The sequence below is a fragment of the Ethanoligenens harbinense YUAN-3 genome (genome assembly GCF_000178115.2).
Taxonomy (GTDB): Bacteria; Bacillota; Clostridia; order Oscillospirales; family Ethanoligenentaceae; genus Ethanoligenens; species Ethanoligenens harbinense.
The window spans coordinates 2,326,622-2,343,816 of sequence record NC_014828.1; the positions used below are offsets into that span (position 1 = coordinate 2,326,622).

At 61.6% G+C, this 17,195-nt stretch carries 16 protein-coding genes; 4 read left to right on the forward strand and 12 right to left on the reverse strand.

Annotation, left to right across the window (positions count from 1 at the left end; translation table 11 throughout):
- Positions 1-44: 44 nt before the first annotated feature.
- The 5 genes from ETHHA_RS10995 to ETHHA_RS11020 form a co-directional block, all read right to left on the reverse strand.
- Complete coding sequence (locus ETHHA_RS10995) at positions 45-2,672, reverse strand: cation-translocating P-type ATPase (RefSeq protein ID WP_013486043.1); 2,628 nt, start codon at positions 2,670-2,672, stop codon at positions 45-47.
- Positions 2,673-2,898: 226 nt separating this feature from the next.
- A complete protein-coding gene (locus tag ETHHA_RS11000) occupies positions 2,899-3,534 on the reverse strand; it encodes an ECF transporter S component (RefSeq protein WP_013486044.1) in 636 nt (211 codons plus the stop codon).
- A 125-nt stretch (positions 3,535-3,659) separates the two neighbouring features.
- Positions 3,660-4,436, reverse strand: coding sequence for a type III pantothenate kinase (locus ETHHA_RS11010; RefSeq protein WP_013486045.1), 777 nt, complete (start codon positions 4,434-4,436; stop codon positions 3,660-3,662).
- Between the two features lie 37 nt (positions 4,437-4,473).
- The gene (locus ETHHA_RS11015; RefSeq protein WP_013486046.1) at positions 4,474-4,665 is read right to left on the reverse strand and encodes a PspC domain-containing protein; all 192 of its coding nucleotides are present in this window, start codon (positions 4,663-4,665) and stop codon (positions 4,474-4,476) included.
- A gap of 81 nt (positions 4,666-4,746) precedes the next feature.
- Positions 4,747-5,190 carry a Fur family transcriptional regulator gene (locus ETHHA_RS11020; protein ID WP_013486047.1) on the reverse strand — a complete coding sequence of 148 codons (444 nt, stop codon included), beginning with the start codon at positions 5,188-5,190 and terminating at the stop codon, positions 4,747-4,749.
- Between the two features lie 170 nt (positions 5,191-5,360).
- On the opposite strand from ETHHA_RS11020, the gene ETHHA_RS11025 reads away from it, so the two are divergent.
- Together ETHHA_RS11025 and ETHHA_RS11030 are read left to right on the forward strand one after the other, a co-directional pair.
- Positions 5,361-6,341, forward strand: a complete 981-nt coding sequence (locus ETHHA_RS11025) for a DnaD domain protein (protein ID WP_013486048.1) — start codon at positions 5,361-5,363, stop codon at positions 6,339-6,341.
- A gap of 31 nt (positions 6,342-6,372) precedes the next feature.
- Entirely contained in the window at positions 6,373-7,356 is a 984-nt protein-coding gene (locus ETHHA_RS11030) for an ATP-binding protein (protein WP_013486049.1), read from the forward strand.
- Positions 7,357-7,417: 61 nt separating this feature from the next.
- On the opposite strand, the gene ETHHA_RS14690 is transcribed toward ETHHA_RS11030, so the two are convergent.
- The 5 genes from ETHHA_RS14690 to ETHHA_RS11055 form a co-directional block, all read right to left on the reverse strand.
- The gene (locus ETHHA_RS14690) at positions 7,418-9,001 is read right to left on the reverse strand and encodes a S1C family serine protease (protein ID WP_013486050.1); all 1,584 of its coding nucleotides are present in this window, start codon (positions 8,999-9,001) and stop codon (positions 7,418-7,420) included.
- Positions 9,002-9,186: 185 nt separating this feature from the next.
- Positions 9,187-10,287 carry a hypothetical protein gene (locus tag ETHHA_RS11040; RefSeq protein ID WP_013486051.1) on the reverse strand — a complete coding sequence of 367 codons (1,101 nt, stop codon included), beginning with the start codon at positions 10,285-10,287 and terminating at the stop codon, positions 9,187-9,189.
- Between the two features lie 3 nt (positions 10,288-10,290).
- Complete coding sequence (locus ETHHA_RS11045; protein WP_159033372.1) at positions 10,291-11,307, reverse strand: acyl-CoA dehydratase activase-related protein; 1,017 nt, start codon at positions 11,305-11,307, stop codon at positions 10,291-10,293.
- Complete coding sequence (locus ETHHA_RS11050) at positions 11,292-12,272, reverse strand: acyl-CoA dehydratase activase (RefSeq protein ID WP_013486053.1); 981 nt, start codon at positions 12,270-12,272, stop codon at positions 11,292-11,294. The genes ETHHA_RS11045 and ETHHA_RS11050 overlap by 16 nt, the downstream gene beginning before the upstream one ends.
- Positions 12,273-12,433: 161 nt before the next feature.
- Entirely contained in the window at positions 12,434-13,288 is an 855-nt protein-coding gene (locus ETHHA_RS11055; protein ID WP_013486054.1) for an aldo/keto reductase, read from the reverse strand.
- On the opposite strand from ETHHA_RS11055, the gene ETHHA_RS15935 reads away from it, so the two are divergent.
- Both ETHHA_RS15935 and ETHHA_RS15640 read left to right on the forward strand, forming a co-directional pair.
- The gene (locus tag ETHHA_RS15935) at positions 13,275-13,814 is read left to right on the forward strand and encodes a hypothetical protein (RefSeq protein WP_162932052.1); all 540 of its coding nucleotides are present in this window, start codon (positions 13,275-13,277) and stop codon (positions 13,812-13,814) included. The two genes, ETHHA_RS11055 and ETHHA_RS15935, sit on opposite strands and share 14 nt — an antisense overlap.
- Positions 13,799-14,719 carry a CAP domain-containing protein gene (locus tag ETHHA_RS15640; protein ID WP_013486055.1) on the forward strand — a complete coding sequence of 307 codons (921 nt, stop codon included), beginning with the start codon at positions 13,799-13,801 and terminating at the stop codon, positions 14,717-14,719. The genes ETHHA_RS15935 and ETHHA_RS15640 overlap by 16 nt, the downstream gene beginning before the upstream one ends.
- A 65-nt stretch (positions 14,720-14,784) precedes the next feature.
- Here ETHHA_RS15640 and ETHHA_RS11065 read toward each other — a convergent pair whose 3' ends face one another.
- A complete protein-coding gene (locus ETHHA_RS11065) occupies positions 14,785-15,975 on the reverse strand; it encodes a CCA tRNA nucleotidyltransferase (protein WP_013486056.1) in 1,191 nt (396 codons plus the stop codon).
- Positions 15,972-17,102, reverse strand: a complete 1,131-nt coding sequence (locus ETHHA_RS11070; protein WP_013486057.1) for an MGDG synthase family glycosyltransferase — start codon at positions 17,100-17,102, stop codon at positions 15,972-15,974. Before ETHHA_RS11070 ends, ETHHA_RS11065 begins: the two co-directional genes overlap by 4 nt.
- Between the last annotated feature and the right edge of the window lie 93 nt (positions 17,103-17,195).

Consider the following 17,195-nt stretch of genomic DNA (forward strand, 5'->3'; position numbering starts at 1 on the left):
TCCGCCAAAAAGCCGCGCCGTTTCCACGGCGCGGCTTTTTGCGTTTATCGGCGCGCGCCGGCCATGCGTTTGCCCAGCACGATGCATTCATGCGCGGCCAGCGGCAGCAGGGACAGGCCCAGTGCCAGCAGCCAGTGGGACGCATCCAGCGGCGCGGTGGAAAAGAACACGTTCAGCGGGGGGATCTCCACGATGGCTACCTGCAGGGCCAGGCCCACAAAAAACGCAAAGATCATGAAACGGTTTTCAAGATGGTTCATGCGGAAGACCGAGCGGTTCACATTGCGCATGCCGATGGCGTGGAACAACTGCGAAACCGCCAGCACCGTCACACAAAGGGTGCCGCCCAAGATGCGCCCGTAGGCCGCGCCGTGCGCGGCGGCGCCCTCCCGGTAGCCCACCAGATACCCAAGAAGCGACGCGCCGCCGATGATCGCGCCGTAAAGCAGCAGCATGGCCACGCCGCCATGCGCAAACAGGCTTTCTTTCGGGGAGCGCGGCTTTTCGTTCATCACATCCGGAGTGCCGGGGTCCACGCCCAGCGCAAGGCCGGGCAGCGAGTCTGTCACGAGGTTGACCCACAGAATCTGCGCCGCCGTCAGCGGGGCGGGCAAGCCCGCCAGCACCGCCACCAGCATGGTGATGATCTCGCCGAAATTGGAAGCCAGCAGATAGAGTACCGATTTTTTGATGTTATTGTAGATGTTGCGGCCTTCCTCGATGGCGCGGCGAATGGTGGCGAAATTGTCGTCGGTGAGAATCATATCGGCCGCGCCCTTGGCTACGTCGGTGCCGGTGATACCCATGGCGATGCCAATGTCGGCGGATTTGAGCGAGGGCGCGTCGTTCACGCCGTCGCCCGTCATGGACACGATGTTGCCGTTTGCCCTGAACGCCTGCACGATCTGTACCTTATTCTCCGGGGAAACGCGGGCAAATACGCGCAGCGTCTTCACGCGCTTTTGCATTTCTTCAGCGGACATAACGTCCAACTCGTGGCCGGAGATGGCCGCGTCTTCGCTCTGCGCGATACGCAGGTCTTTGGCAATGGCCAGCGCCGTGTCCTTGTGGTCCCCCGTAATCATCACCGTGGTGATGCCCGCGTGCGCACAGGCCGCCACGGCGTCGCGCACCTCGGGACGCGGCGGGTCGATCATGCCCACGATGCCGACGAACACCATGCCCTCTTCCAGGGGCTGCTCTCCGCGTCCGCGGCAGGCCAGCGCCAGCACGCGCAGCGCGCGGTGCGCCATTTCGGACGCGGCGGCCGTGATGAGCGCCTTGTCCTCCGATGTGATGGGGCGTTCGGCGCCGCCGTCGAGGATGCGCGCGGTGTGCGCGAGGATGCCGTCGAGCGCGCCTTTGGTGTAGGCGATGCTGCCGCCGGCGCCGTAATCGTGGACGGTGGTCATCCGCTTGCGGTCGGAATCAAATGGAATCTCCTCCACGCGGGGATAGGTTTCCTCCAGCCCCTCGCGCGTTTTGCCCCGTTTTTCACACATATCGAGCAGCGCAATCTCGGTTGGGTCGCCCACCTTCGCGCCGCCCTTGGTGGAGGCGTCGTTGCAGAGGCAGAAGCCCTCATAAAACCGCGCGGCGGTGCGCTTGTCCGCTTCTTCCGGCGACAACATCTCCGCGCCCGCGCGCTGCTCCGTCACGGTCATGCGGTTCTGCGTGAGGGTGCCGGTCTTGTCAGTGCAGACCACGTTGACTGCGCCGAGCGTTTCCACGGCGGGCAGCCGCCGCACGATGGAGCGCGCCTTTGCCATGCGGGAAACGCCCGCCGCCAGCACGATGGTGACCACCGTGGGCAGGCCCTCCGGGATGGCGGCCACAGCCAGCGAAATGGCGGTGAGCAGCATTTCGAGCAGATTGCGGTGCTGCACCAGCGCCGTGACGAACAGCAGCGCGCAGAGCGCCACAGCCGCCACGCCGAGCAGCTTGCCGAGGTCGGCCAGACGTTTTTGCAGCGGCGTGAGTTCCTCGCCGGTGTCTTCCAATATTTTGGCAATCTTGCCGATTTCGGTGCGCATACCGGTCGCGGTCACCACGCCCTCGCCGCGCCCGTAGCTGACCAGTGTGGTCATATACGCCATGTTGGCGCGATCGCCCACCGGCAGGCTCTGTTCGGCCCGGAAATCCGCGTCCTTCTCGCTGGCGACCGATTCGCCGGTCAGCGCCGATTCCTCGATCTTCAGGTTGGCGCTCTCCACCAACCGCAGATCGGCCGGAACCAGCCTTCCCGCTTCCAGCACCACCACGTCGCCGGGCACCAGCCCGGCCGCGTCGATTTCCGACACCGCACCGGAGCGCCGCACCAGCGCTTTGGGGCTGGCCATTTTGCGCAGGGCCTCCATGGCTTTTTCCGCGCGGGACTGCTGAATGAAGCCGATGACCGCGTTGACCGCCACCACGATAAAAATGATGACGCTGTCCGCCGCCTCGTGCAGCAAAATGGAAATGATGCCCGCGGCCAGAAGAATGTAGATGAGCGGATCGTTGAACTGCGAAAGGAACACAAGAACCGGGCTCTTTCCGCGCTTGCCCGCCAGCACATTGGGGCCCTCGCGCTCCAGCCTGGCACGGGCCTCGTCCGCGTCCAGCCCCTCGCTGCGGCTCGAGAGCATCTGCAATGTTTCCTCCGCGGAGAGCGTTTCAAACGCTTCTTCCATGGATGTACCTCCTCTTTCTCTTTAATGTCCGGCCAAATGCCTGAAAATAGAAAAAGACTCTTAACATAATGCCGTCGCCGTCTGGGCGGATTATGTTAAAAGTCTTGACTGCCTTTTGCCTTGCAAACAAGGCCCGGGCCCGCAAAACCAGGCGTAAAGCCGGGTATGTTGATTTTGCGGAAATGCTACTCCCTTTTAACGGGTGCGATATATGATTTTCAAATTCTCAATGCAGCCGCCTGCCCACTCCGGAAAGGGCTTTGGCCGCCGCCGTGGAAATCACAGCGGCCACGATGGCCTCGGGCACACCGTTGGTAGCCACCACGCCCATCAGCACACCGCCAAGCGTGCCGGCGGCTATGTTCATCTTCGCGGCATATGCGCCGCCGAACAGCCAGTAGATGCCGCCGAGCACCAATACGGTATTTGTGATGGAGCCGACCAAACCCGCCGCGATCCCCGCGCCCAGCCTGGTTTTATCCCATTTGGAAAACAGACGGAAAACCAGCGCCGCCGCCAGCCCGATGCACATGCGCGGCACGATGGCGATAACCGCGCTCTTCCAACTGCCAAGCGGCAGAAACGGGCTGAATACAAACGAAATGGGCATTGGCATCATCGTGTTGTGCACCAGACTGACCACACCCATCACCGCGCCGAGAAACAAACCGTCCCACGGGCCGAGCAGGATGGCCCCGACGATCACCGGAATGTGCACGGTCGTCGCGCCGACGGTGGGACTAAGTGGGATGCTGCCCAGCGGTGTGAACGCCAGCACGACGATGATTGCCGAAAAGAGCGAAAGTGTCACCATGTGCCGCGTCCTGTCCAGACGCCGGACGGTATTGCGCGTGTTTACCAAAAAGAATTCCCCCTTGCTGCCGCTCCTTAACAGGATGCAGCGCAAACTGTATTTTTATGACACGCCGCCCGGCAAATCCTGCATTTACCAGAAACGGCGTCATAAACGCTGTCAGGCCGCGCGCTTTACAGATTCATCGGGCAGTTGCGGCGGTAAATAGCGCGCAGCCCCTCCAAGAGCAGGTCTGCGTCATAGATCACATCACAGCGGCAGTGCGGTACGATCTCGTGCGCAATGCCGCCGGTGGCGACTACGGTCGCTTTTCCGCCCATCTGCGCCTCGATGCGTGCCACCATGCCGTCCATAAAGCTGGCCGTGCCGTAAACGGCGCCGGACTTCATCGCTTCCACGGTATTCGGCCCGATAACATTGTGCGGGGGCTCCAGTCCCACCTGCGGCAGCTGCGCAGTGCGGGCAGAAAGTGCGTCCAGCCCCAGCCGCACGCCGGGGAAAATCACGCCGCCAAGATAGTGCCCCTCGCGGTCGATGGTACCGATGGTGGTGGCGGTACCTAAATCGAACAGGATGATGGGCTTGGAATATTTCTGCAACGCGCCCACCGCGTCGGCCACGATATCGGACCCGAGCTGCGACGGGTTGTCGATGCGGATATCCAGCCCGGTCTTCAGCCCCGGGCCCAGCACCAGCGCCCGCCTGCCGGTCAGCTTTTCCACCGCGCCGGCGAGCGACCCGGTCACTTGCGGCACCACGGATGAGAGGATGGCGCCCTCCACCTCCGCCACACGCACGCCGTTGAGCTCCAGCACACCCTTGAGCGTGACGGCATGGTCGTCACGCATGCGCTCGCGGTCGGTCTTCATACGGGAAACAAACGTAAGCGCATCGCCTTTCCATCCGCCCAGCACGATATTGGAGTTTCCAACGTCAATGGTCAGGATCAAACAAACATTCCTCCGCTTTTGAAAAATCGGACAGCCGTCACTCGACGGGGCTCAGCGGGATCACAATGGCCGCGATGATGTAGGCCAGCACACCCGTGCCGCCCATGCAGGCGAAAATCACCCAGCCAAGACGGATCAGCGTGGGGTCTATATTGAAATATTCGGCGATGCCGCCGCAAACACCGGCCAGCATCCGTTGGGTACGGGAACGATACAATCTCTTTTCCATGCTGCATTCCTCCTGCGGCAATGTTGCGCTCCCCTGCGCGGGAGCGGTCGGTCGGGCGAAGCGTGTGCGAAACCAGCCGTGTCACACGGCATGGCTTTTGCTTTGGCACTGCGGACACACGCCGTATACCTCCAGCTTGTGCCCGGAAATCACGTATCCGGTAGAGCGGGCGAGACTGTCCTCATAATCGCGCAGCGGGCAGCCCTGAATCGGCACGATCTTGTGGCAGACCGTGCAGATCAGGTTGTGCCCGTGGGTCTCCGGCGCGATCTCAAACATGGCGCGCCCGCCGTCCATCAGCACCGAGCGGGAAACCATCTTTTTTTCACAGAGCGTATCCAGCGCGCGGTAGACCGTGGAAAGGCTCAGTGTTGCAAAATCCCGCCGCAGGCGCATAAACAGTTCCTCGGCCGTAAGCGGTGTTTCGCTCTGGCTGATGGCCGCGAGCAAAGCCAGCCGCTGGCGTGTCACTTTCAGGCCGCTCTCCAGCAGCCTCTCCCGATAGCGGTTATCCTGTTCCGCCAACCTGCTTCATCTCCGACATCGATTTTTTTCATTTTACCATATCTTTTCTATAAATACAACCGACCCGCCAGGCTCTCCGCGCCCTTTCGTCCGGCCCCGGCTTATGCTATAATAAACGGACAGGCGCCGTTGAAACGCCTCCATACAGGATCGGAAAGAGGATCACCAGATTGAAACTGCATGTCTGCTTTGGCTTTACAGCCGGCGTTTTCGCATTGCCGTGCGACATCGTCGACCGATACATAAACGACGCGTCCGCAGATGCGCTGCGCGTACTGCTCTATCTCTACCGGCGCGGCGGAGAACAGGAAAGCGCGGCGCTCTGCAAGGCGTTGCGCATGGAGGAGGACACGCTGCTCGCAGCGCTCGCCTACTGGGCGGAACGGGGACTGTTCGCATTGAACGCGGGACCGGCACCCGCCGCCGCAGAAGCCGCCGCGCAAGCCGCGCCGCCTGCAAGCGCCGCGAAAAAGCCGGAACGGCCCGCGCGCCCCGCGCTGGAAACACCCACACAATATACCGCCACCGACATTGTCAACCGCTCCAAAAACAGCGCGGAGATCCGCTTTCTGCTGGACACCGCCCCCACGCTGCTAGGGCGGCTGCTCTCCCCGGCGGACTGCTCTACGCTGCTGTTTTTGTACGACAGCGCCGGCCTGCCGGCCGACGTCATCCTCATGCTGCTGGAATACTGTGTGACCACCGGGCACACCAACCTGCGGTATCTGGAAAAAGTGGCGCTCTCCTGGGCGGAGGACGGCATCGACACCCACGAGAAAGCCGAGCAGCGCATCCGGCAGTTGGAAGCGCTGCACAGCTTTGAAGGACAGGTGCGTTCCATCATGGGCATCACGGGGCGGGCGCTCACCCCCTCGGAGCGACAGCACCTGACGCGCTGGGCCAACGAATGGCAGACGCCGCCGGAGCTGGTGCACGCGGCGTTCGACATCTGCGTCAAGCGCACCGGCAAGCTCTCTTTTTCCTATATCAATTCCATTCTGAAGACCTGGCACGAAAAAGGCTTCACCACCGTGGAGCAGGCGCAGAACGAGCGGCGCGAACCCCCGAGACAGAACGGCGGCAAAACCGCGACCTACGACATTAACGAATACGTCGATCTGTCGATGAAACGGCTGCTCGGCGACAAATAAACAGACGCCCGCGTGAAAGGAGGAAGAACGAATGGCCTACGGCAAGGACGTGTTCGACGCGGCCATGCGCCGCCTGGAGCAGCGCCGGCAGGAAGCGGAAGACGAAACCGCCCGCACCCGCGCGGAACTGTTTGCGCGCATTCCGCGCCTGCGGGAGATTCAGGACGAACTGGCCGCCACAGCGGTGGACGCCGTGCGCGGCATGCTTACGGGCGGAGATGCCGCCGCCCATATCCAAAAACTGAAAAAGATCAACCTGGACTTACAGGTCGAGCGCGCCGAACTGCTCACCGCGCACGGTCTGCCGCCCGACGCGCTGGCCCCCAGGCCCCACTGCCGGCTCTGCGGCGACACCGGCTATGTGGGCGACCGCATCTGCGAGTGCCTGCGTGCGTTGCTGCGGGACGAAGCCTGCCGTCGCGCCAACTCCGGCTCTCCACTGCCTCTGCGCGCATTTGACACGTTCGACCTCGCTTATTATCCGGACACGCCCCTCCCCGGTACGGACGCCACGGTGCGCGCCTACATGGGGCGGGTGTTCACGTCCTGTAAAGACTACGCGGAGCGTTTTTCCGCCGAGAGCCCCAGCCTGCTGTTTTTGGGCGGCACCGGGCTTGGCAAAACCCACTTGGCGCTGGCTATCGGGGGCGAGGTGCTGGCGCGCGGCTTCAGCGTGATCTACGACACCGCGCAAAACATTTTTGCCAGGATCGAGGCGGAACACTTCGGCCGAGGCGGCGGACAGTTCACGCAGACGGTCTACGACTGCGACCTGCTCATTCTGGACGAGTTACCCGACTATGCCACCTCGTTTACCAACAGCACATTCTACAACATCATCAACACCCGCACACTGGCGCGCCGCCCCACCATCGTGAGCACCAACCTCACCGAACAGGAACTGGAAGCGCGCTATGGACAGAAGATTTTTTCGCGGCTGATCGGTGATTTCTGGATGTTCAAATTCTTCGGACGCGATATTCGGCAGCTCAAGCTCAAAAACAAGGTCTTTTAAGCGCAGGCAGAACAAAAGCCCGCATCCACATATGTGGATGCGGGCTTTTTACGCAATATCCTCAGTTGCTGCCGTTGAAAAATGAGAATCCACCGTCGTTGCTGTCGCTGTTTCCGCTGTTGCCGTTGCCATAACCGTAGCCGTTACTGTTGCCGTTGCTGTTGCCGGACTGGGAAGTCGTATCGGATTCAGACGTGGAGGTGTCGCCCTTGTCCTCCGCCAGCTTGACCTTGAACGTCAGCGTTTGGGCGGAACCGTTGGTATACCGGGCGACCGTCAGCGTTACGGTGTCGCCGGCCTTGTATTTGCTTTCCTCTTTGTAGAAATTGTCATACCATGTGGAGGAATCGCCGGTCGCGACCGTCACGTTGTTGATCTTGGTGATGATGTCGTTCTGTTTGATGCCCTGCGCGGCGGCGTCGCTCGAGCTGTCTACGCTTTCCACCATCAGGCCGGTGGGCATATTGTAGAGCTTGGCCTGATAGGATGTGAACGGGCTCACCGAGATGCCGAGCTTCACACGGCCGGTGACATAGCCGCTCTTGATAATGCTGTCCACGATCGGCTGCGCAACATTGATGGGGATGGCAAAGCCCATGCCCTCAAAACCGGTTTCCTCAATTTTGGAGGAGGTGATGCCGATGACCTGCCCGTACATATTCACCAGCGCGCCGCCGGAGTTGCCGGGGTTGATGGCCGCGTCGGTCTGCAGCACGGTCTGCGAATAACCATTGGTGGAGATCTGGCGGTTGGTGGCGGAGATGATGCCGGAGGTCACCGACCCGGCGAATTCGGTACCGCCCGGGTTGCCGATGGCCAGCACCGATTCGCCCACCTGCACCTGGTCGGAATTGCCGAACGTGGCCGCCGAAAGCCCGGTAGCGTCGATCTTCAGCACGGCGAGGTCGCTTCTGGTGTCACTGCCGACCACTTTGGCGTCATACGATTTGGTGGAACCGTCGGCCGCCGTGACCACCACTTCAAACTTCTGCCCACCGGAGATCACATGCGCATTGGTGACGACATAGCCGTCGGAAGACGTGATGATGCCGGAACCTTCCGCGCTGGGATCGACCGAGCGCAGATCATAGGTTTCCACCGCCACCACCGACTGCTTGACCTTGCTGACCACCTGCGCGGCGCTCAGTTGCAGCCCGGTGCTGGTGGATGTGGCCGAGACCGTGCTCGTGCTGGAGGGTTTATCCGTGAGCGTGATGCCGCCGCTGACCGAAGACGTGCTGGAGGTCAGGCCGCTCAGCCCACCGCCCCGCACCATGGAGGCCACTGCAAAGCCGGCCAGAATCAAAACGGCCACGCCGAACACGCTGCAGACCGAAATAACGAACACCCGCAGGCCCCTGGATTTTTTGCGGGGCGGCTTTGGCTGGTCCACCGCCTGAAAACCGCCCTGCGGCGCATGGTATTGTTCATTTCCGTCGGACGCGCCTTTGTCCTTTTCAAGCGCCCGCTGGTAATCGTCGTAGTTCCATTTGTACTGTACGTTGCCGCCGTAGGGGTCGTCCTGACCGGGGCCGGTGCTCCCCTGCTCCGACTGGTCGGCATCCCCGTTCTGCTCTTCGGAAGACGGCCGGCTGTTTTTATTCTCGTCGTCTTCGCCGTCATGGTGAAAGAAATCCCCAAACATATGCGAAACCTCCCTGGTGTAAATCGTTCAATATGGTGGCCCCTTTTGACTGTTCCTATTTTATCACGGATATTGTCAAAAATTGTGAACCCTTTATAAACAGCATGGAAAGAATCTTTTGCTTCCGAAGAGTCCGCCGCCGGGATATACAGGGCAAAACCATTCAAACGTTTACCAGGTGCGGTTTATCCGGTACGCAGCAGGGGCTGTTCGCGCCGCATGGCAAGCATATCGGTAAAGGCTTCCAGCCGTGTCATGAACCCCGCCTCGCCGGTCTGTTCGTCCACCACCAGCGTCATCACCGGCACACCCTCCCGCTGCTGCACATACGGCATGGCGGCCTCGGCCACGATCTCCGGCATGCAGGTGAGCGGATAGATCTGTATGACGCCGTCCATCCCGTTTTGGCGCGCCAGCGCGGCATTGCCGATGCTTTCCACCCCCAGCCCACCAAAATCATCGGTGTGCGCATAGGCGCCGGCAGCGACCTTTGGCTGCCCATGCACCAGAAAAGGAAAAACACTTCCGAAAAAATGATCCCGCACCCAGGCGCTGACGCCCAGCGTATTGTAAACATCCACGCCCATCTGCCCGAGTTTGCGCTCGATTTCCAGATTGATGAACGGTTCGCAGGCCGTAAAGATTTCCCCCACCAGCATGACCCGCAGCGGTCTGGCCTCCGGGTCGAGCGGCACGGCGCGCAGCGCGCGGTGCGCCGCCCGCAGCTCGGCCAGGATGCGCCCGGCATCCTGCGCGTGGAGCACGGCATGTTCAAACGTGCGCATCACCGCATCGGCATCGCCGCGGTGCAGTTCCCGGCAGCGCACCCGGCAGGAGCGGGCATACAGCCGGTCAACCGAAAAGATGGTGTGGCAGCCTTCCGCCAGCGCGCGGACGATGCGCAGCGCATCGGTGCCCTCCACCAGCGGCGCAAACGTTTCCGCTATCTGCCGCGGGTCAAGCCGGTTAAAATCCATAAACAGGAAATGAAAGCGATAGCCCATCCCCTCAAGCGTTTCCCGCAGCAGGTCGCCGAAATAGGACAGGCGGCAGCGCCCGTGCCCGCCGCCGAAAATGATGGTATCCGCCCCATTGTCCAGCCCCTCAATAAAATTGCCGAGGATGGTCTTGAACGGCAGGCAGATGGTTTCCGGCGCCACCTCCAGCGCCTTTTCCAGCGCGGCACGGCTGCGGGGTTCCGGCATTACATACTCCACTCCCAGGCGGTCGAACACAACCTTGGCGGCAATGTAAATATTGCCCATATGCGGGAACGTGAGCTTCATCCGTTACTCCTCCATCATATCCAGAAAGGCTTCCACGCGGGTATCGAATCCGGCCTCACCCGTCTGCTCATCCACCGTCAGCTTCATAAACGGGATGCGCCGCGCGCCCTCGCGCAGATGCTGCTCCACATGCGCGGCAACCAGCGCGTCGATGCCGCAGCCGAACGGCGTCAGGTAGATCATGCCGCACACCTCCGGGCGGCGCGCAAGCACATGAACGGCCCCCAGAATATCCAGCCCAATGGTGTAAAACGCCTTGCCGTCGTACGGGTGCACGTCCGCGCGCCGCTCCTTATACGGCAGGTCGCGCGGCATGACGGTGCCGAAGCCGCGTGCGCGCAGCTTCTTGGCCAGTTCCATCGAGATACATGGGTCTTCCAGCACATACGGATGCCCAAGCAGGACGATCGTCCGGCCGGACAGTTCCGGAGCAGCCGCCGCCTGACTGCGTCCGGCCTGCGCCAGCGCCTCGCGCACGGTTTCTTCCGGCACTCCCAGGCGCCCGGCAACCGCATCCAGACGCACGGCCTCATGCTCATCGGCAAAGCGGTCGGGGTCAACCGCCGCCTCCAGCACCTCCACCGAGTCTTCAAAGCTGAGACGCACCACATCGGGCAGCGCGCAGGCTTTGGGGCAGCTCATCTCCCCCTCTGCGCTGCTCAGGCAGCGGGGCAGGAAGATCACATCCGCTTTTCCGGCCAACGCGCGCACATGCCCCGCCAGCACCTTGACCGGCAGGCAGAACTCGGTAACCGTCGCACGCACGCCCCAGTCGAGGATCTGCCGGCTGGTGAGCGGAGAAAACACTACGTCACAACCCAGCAGGGTAAACATCCGTGCCCAAACCGCTCCGTGCTCATAAAACCCCATCGCGTGCGGGATGCCCACGCGCAGAGGGCGTGCTTCCCGCCGCGCCCGCGCCTCCCCGCCCGCGGCGGGAGAACGCGGCGCGGTTTCCCACAGACAGACGGGCGGCGCAGGCTGCAAAGCGGCTTTCGCCGCCGTCATCCGCGCGCGCATACCGCCTCGCTCTTGGCCGACCATTTGCCGCAGCGGTCACCGAAACGCGCGGTCACCACACCGCCGCGCCGCACCTCGGTCACTTCGCACCGGTTGGCGCAGCCGGTACACAGCAGGCCGGATGTTTCGCATGCAAACCCCGTGCGCCCAAACCCGGCAAAACGGCTCTGCGCGCCTTTCTGCGCGGATTTCTGTGCCAGCAGCGCCACGCCCAGCGCGCCCATCACCCCGTGGTGCGCGGGAATGATAAGCTTCATGCCCAGTTCCCGCTCAAACGCCGCGGACATGCCCACATTGGCCGCCACACCGCCCTGGAACAGCACCGGCCCCTGTATCTCCCTGCCCTTGGCCAGGTTGGCAAGAAAATTGCGGGCAAGCGCCTCGCACAGGCCGGCTACGATATCCTCCACGCTGTGCCCGGCCTGCTGTTTATGGATCATGTCCGACTCGGCGAATACCGCGCAGCGTCCCGCGATGCGGGTGGGCGATTTGGCGCGCAGCGCGTAGCCGCCGAATTCCCCGATGGGGATCTGGAGCCGCTCGGCCTGCCGGTCCAGAAACGAGCCGGTGCCCGCCGCGCAGACGGTGTTCATGGCAAAATCAACCACCACGCCGTCGCGGATGAAGATGATCTTGGAATCCTGCCCGCCGATCTCCAGCACCGTGCGCACGTCGGGTACCACGGCTTTTGCCGCCGCGGCATGGGCGGTGATCTCGTTTTTTACCACGTCCGCCCCCACCACGATGCCTGCCAGTTGTCTGGCGCTGCCCGTTGCGCCCACACCATGCACCGCTGCGTCCGGCACGGCCTCGCCCAGACGGCGCAGGCCGTCCTCCAGTGTTTCCACCGGGCGGCCGCGCGTGCGCAGGTAAAGCGACGCCAGCAATTCGCCCGTTTCATCCATCAAAACCAGATCGGTGCTCACCGACCCGACGTCCACACCCAGAAAGCACGGAATACCCATCGCAAAAACCTCCTGTTTTGTAAAAAGTATGCGCGGTTATGCGTGGATTTATGCGCTTTGTGCGCATGATATTCTGTTTTGATTACAAAAAAAGCTTCCGCAAGCATTGGGCCTGCAGAAGCGCATGGTTTCTCGATGCAAAACGGCGTGGACGAAACCGATCAGAACTCTTCGTAGACGGCAGGATCTTGATCGGAAGTGCGCCCGTCCGGCCGGCTGAGCGCCGTGATGGCGGCCAGTTCTTCCTCGCTGAGCGTGAAATCAAAAATGGAAATATTTTCGATCTGCCTGCCCGGCGTGGTGGATTTGGGAATGGGAACGGCTCCGCGCTGGGTGTGCCAGCGCAGGATGACCTGCGAAAGCGTCTTCCCATGTCGGGCGGCAATATCCAAAATGGTCTGGTTTTGAAATAACGCCTTGCTTTTGCGTCCCAACGGGCTCCACGCTTCGGTAACGATCCCGTGTTCGCGGTGCCATTGCAGTTGGCTTTTCTGCGCAAAGAGAGGATACAGTTCGATCTGGTTGACACTGGGCGTCACGCCGGTTTTGCGGATCAGCCGTTCGATGTGCTCCGGCAGGAAGTTGCACACCCCGATGGACCGCACCAGTCCCCACTGTCTGGCGGTGATGAGCGCTTGCCACGCCTCCACATACAAATTCCTGCCGGGATTCGGCCAGTGGATGAGATACAGGTCATAATAGTCCAGATGCGCACGGAACAGTGATTCCTGAATGGTGGCGACCGCCTCTTTATACGCCTGATGCCTGCCCGGCAGTTTGGACGCAATCAACATCTGTTCTCTGGGCACGGAGCTGCGCCGCACCGCTTCGCCCACCGCGCCCTCGTTTTCATAATTGAACACGGAATCCAGCAGGCGGTATCCGGCCGACACGGCGCTGAGAATGGCGTTCACGCCCGCCGCCCCGTTCAGCAGATAGGTGCCAAATCCGATGGCCGGCAAGGTCAGTCCGTCGTTCAAGGTGATTTCCGGGATGTTTTGTATGATGTTCGCCATAAGCTGCTCCTGCCCGTATACGTTTGATGTGCCAGTTTATAAGTATTATACCATACAGGTTCGGGAAAACAACAAAATCTTCCATCCACAGGGCAAACCATTTTTCCCTGTCTCCCCATGCAATTTGTGGAAAAAAGCGCTCCGTGTCGGCCGCAAACGCTCTATCCGTGCGTTTTTCGATGCTTTCCAATGTTTTCCGACGGGTTTTTATGCGGGTTTTGTACACATTCCAGCATTATCCGTTGTCCGTGGCATGGAAATATGGTATGCTGAACGTATGGGCGCGGCACCGGCCAGCCGCCCCTCGCCAACGTTCCCGGTCGACCGGCCGAAACCACACGACATGTCGCCCACTGTGCCCCGCCCTCCGGGCAGGGCCACTGAACGAGAAAGCCGCCGCACCGGCACGCCGGCACGCGGCGAGCGTTTTGGGCCTGCATGTTCGACATATTCTGCACATATGCGCGCAAAGTCATGTTTGCCCAACCCCCAAAAAGGAGAGGAAACACCTTGCGTTTTCAACTGAAAAAGACCGTCGCTGTCGCCGTCACCACGGCTCTGCTGCCGTTTTCCGTCGCGGCCGCATCGCCCCAGGCGGCACAAACCGCCTGCAATCCGGTAGAATCCGCCTGCAAAACGGTCGTTTGCAGTGTACAAGGCACCTGTAAAGATATTCAACAATATGTACTGTCGCTCTTTGGCCAGAAAGGCGCCTCGTGCGCGAAAAAAGCCGGCACAAACAGCACCGGCAGTTACTATGCTTCTTCCGCCGCTTCGGCTGTCAATTCGGCCCTGTCGGGCGTGACGAACTGCCCGTCGTCCGGCACCTCCTCCCAGGTTGTGGTGGTCACACCGGGGACTTCCTGCACCGCCGGCACACCTTCGGCATCGTCCAATCCGGCCGCTCCATCTTCCTCGTCCGCATCGTCTAAAACAGAAGCCGCCACATCATCCAAACCGGCATCATCCGCCGCATCCAAACCCGCTTCCTCCAGCGCGGCGGCTTCCGCGGTTTCGTCCGTACCCGCCGCCGACGCCTCGGGTCTCAGCGCGGCCGAAAGCCAGGTGGTCACGCTGGTCAACCAGCAGCGTGCGGCAAACGGCCTTGCGCCGCTGACCGTGAACAGCGCGCTGGCCAATATGGCACGGCTGAAATCGCAGGACATGATCGACAACCACTATTTTTCCCACCAGTCGCCCACCTACGGTTCACCATTTGATATGATGAAGCAGTTCGGCATTTCGTTCACCGCCGCCGGCGAGAACATCGCATACGGCCAGCCGACCGCACAGGCGGTCATGGACGCGTGGATGAATTCGCCCGGCCACCGCGCCAACATTCTCAACAGCTCCTACACACAGATCGGCGTAGGCGCCGTGCAGAACAGCAACGGTACCATCTACTGGACACAGGAATTCATCCGCCCGTAAAACGGAAATCGTCAGACAACCACGCAAAAGCGGCCGCGCACCGGAATAGGTGCGCGGCCGCTTTATTACGGTTTCTGCCCGGGCGGATGCCGCAAAAGATACGCCCGCAGCCGGTCTTGCGTGTTCTGTTCCGGGTGGAAGCGCACATAGTGCAGCAGAGCGCGCTGCGCCTGCCCGCAGGCCGTGCCGGAAAACCCCAGTTCAGCCAGTTCGCCGCCGCGCAGGGTCAGATGTTCCACGCGATACGGCTCACCGCGCTCCAATATACCGGCAAGCAGGACGCGCGCGGCTTCCGTGCGCTCACCGAGCAGCAGGCCGCGCAGGAGCAGCCCGTCGTCCAGCACACCGGGAGGAACCCGCTCCAAAACCGCCTTGAGCGTAGGCGCGTCCGCAAGCGGCGCGCCGGAAAGCACACCCACCAGTGCGCGCACCTCGTCCGCCAGCCGGTTTGCAAAATGCAGACGGGCAAACAGTCTCCCGGTATCCACCCGTGAAAGGAAAACGAACGCCGCCCAGCGCTGGGCGGCGCGGGCGGGCACATCCGCCAGCCCTGCCGGAGGGCGCATCGGTTTCACCGGCAGCCCGACCGCACACCAGACGCCCGCCAGCTCCGGCAGGAACGCCAGCACAGGGCACGGGCTGCAAAGCAGCTTTTCCCATTCTTCCCGCACCCGCTCGCCGCTGAGGGCGGCGGCAAGCGGCATGGCTTCCACCGCTGCCGCGCGTGTGCGCGGCTCCACCGTGAACCCTAGTTGCGCCGCAAAACGGTACGCCCGCAAAACGCGTAGCGCGTCCTCCGCAAAACGCAGGCACGGCTCGCCCACCGCCCTCACCAGCCCGGCCTTCAGATCGGCTTCGCCGCCAAACGGGTCATACAGCCCGCGTTCCGGGTACCACGCCATGGCGTTTATGGTGAAATCCCGTCGTGCAAGATCGTCCCGCAGGCTCGCGCCAAACACCACCCGGGCGGGATGCCGCGTGTCCCGCGTGCCGGATTCGCTGCGAAACGTCGTCACTTCCGCCTGCGCGCCCCCGCAAAAGACCGTCACGGTACCGTATTGTACACCGGTGGGCGCCGTTTTGGCAAACAGCGCCTGCACCTGGTCCGGCGTGGCCGCGGTCGCAATGTCGATGTCGTTCGGCGTGCGGCCGAGCAGACCGTCCCGCACACAGCCACCTACCAGCCACGCCTCAATGCCCGCGCGGCCAAACACCGCCAGCATCTCCCGCACGCCGTCCGAAAGCGGCAGATTCATGCCGGCAGGCTCTTCTGGCTCAGCGTCATAACGAACGAACACAGGTCGCCGGTGGCATGGGGCTTGCCCACCAGCCGGATGTTCGCTTCCATGTTCTTGAGCTTCTGCGGGTACAGAAACAACTGGTAGAGCGCCTCATCCACCGGATAGGTGTTCGTGACATTGACAGCCAGCCCGTTGTTGACCAGGAATTCCACATTTCGCTCCTCCTGGCCGGGGATGGGGTTCATCATCAGGATAGGCAGGTTTTTGGCCAGCGCCTCGCTGGTGGTCAGCCCGCCCGGCTTGGTGATGATGCAGTCTGCCGCGTCCATCATCACGTCCACATTATCCACAAAGCCATAGGTGTAAACCTTCTGGCGCGTGACCATCTGCCGGATCTTCCGATAAGCATGCTTGTTGTTTCCGCAGACGGCCAGCACCTGGAAATCGTTGTCGAGCTGGTCGATCTGCTCGATGGCGCCCGCCAGGTTGCCGTGCCCCATGCTGCCGCCCATCACCAGTACCGTGAAGCAGTCCGGCGCGAGCCCAAGCATCCGGCGCGCCTCGTCTTTCGGAAGCTTGGCGGAAAACTTCGGATGGATGGGGATGCCGAACGGCAGGATCTTCCGCGCGTCGATGCCTTTGCGCACAGCCTGCCGGGTGAGCAGCTCGCTCGCCGTCACGAAATAGTCGATATGCTCCACATCCTGCCAAAACGGATGGATGGTGAAATCGGTGATGATGCCGACCGATTTGGCGCGGATGCGACCGTTTTTCTTCATGGCATTGATGAGCTGTGCGGAAAAAATATGGGTGCAGATAATCACGTCCGGCTGGAACTCCCGCCGCAGGAACCGTTCCAGCTTGATGGACATGATGGAATTGGCCGCGTTGAGCATTGAATATTTGGAATTGTTCTTTTCCTTGTTTTCAGCAAAACGGTAGACCGTGCCGTAGGCCACCGGTGTGATGGAGGTCGCGATCAGGTAGCCGCGCGCAATGGTCTGATAGAGCGCGGGGCTGATGTAGCGATAGGAATCAAGGATGCGGCACTCCGCCCCGACGGACTCCAGATATTCGCATAACGCTTTCGCCGTGGCATTGTGTCCCTGCCCCGCCGTATTGGTCAGCAGCAGAACTTTCATGCGCTTTGCCCCCATGACGCGCACGCCGGAAACCGGATGCGCGTATCAATATTGCGGACATGGTTTTACAAAAATGTCCAACTCCATTATAGC